Genomic DNA, 212 nt, shown 5'->3' on the forward strand with positions numbered 1-212 from the left:
AGATTGCAGAAATGATGGGGTTAAGCGTGGAGCAAGTGCGGCAGGCACAGCAATAACAATTATCCGGTGGCCACGGGTCACCGGACGAGTTGAGCTTGGAGACAAACAAGTGTTTTGAAGACCTAATTTGTAGATTTAATAGAGACGGTTGTGTTGTACAAGTTTTCTAGTTTAACTCGCGAGGAGGTTCAAGAGATGATTGGGGTTAATGA

General features: G+C 44.8%; 1 pseudogene. It reads left to right on the forward strand.

Features of this window, described 5'->3' with window-relative positions:
* Window positions 1-138: 138 nt before the first annotated feature.
* Window positions 139-212, forward strand: a pseudogene (locus tag LKK83_RS00220) (hypothetical protein); the annotation flags it as partial.

It is taken from the genome of Phormidium sp. CCY1219, from assembly GCF_035615515.1.
Taxonomy (GTDB): Bacteria; Cyanobacteriota; Cyanobacteriia; order Cyanobacteriales; family Laspinemataceae; genus CCY1219.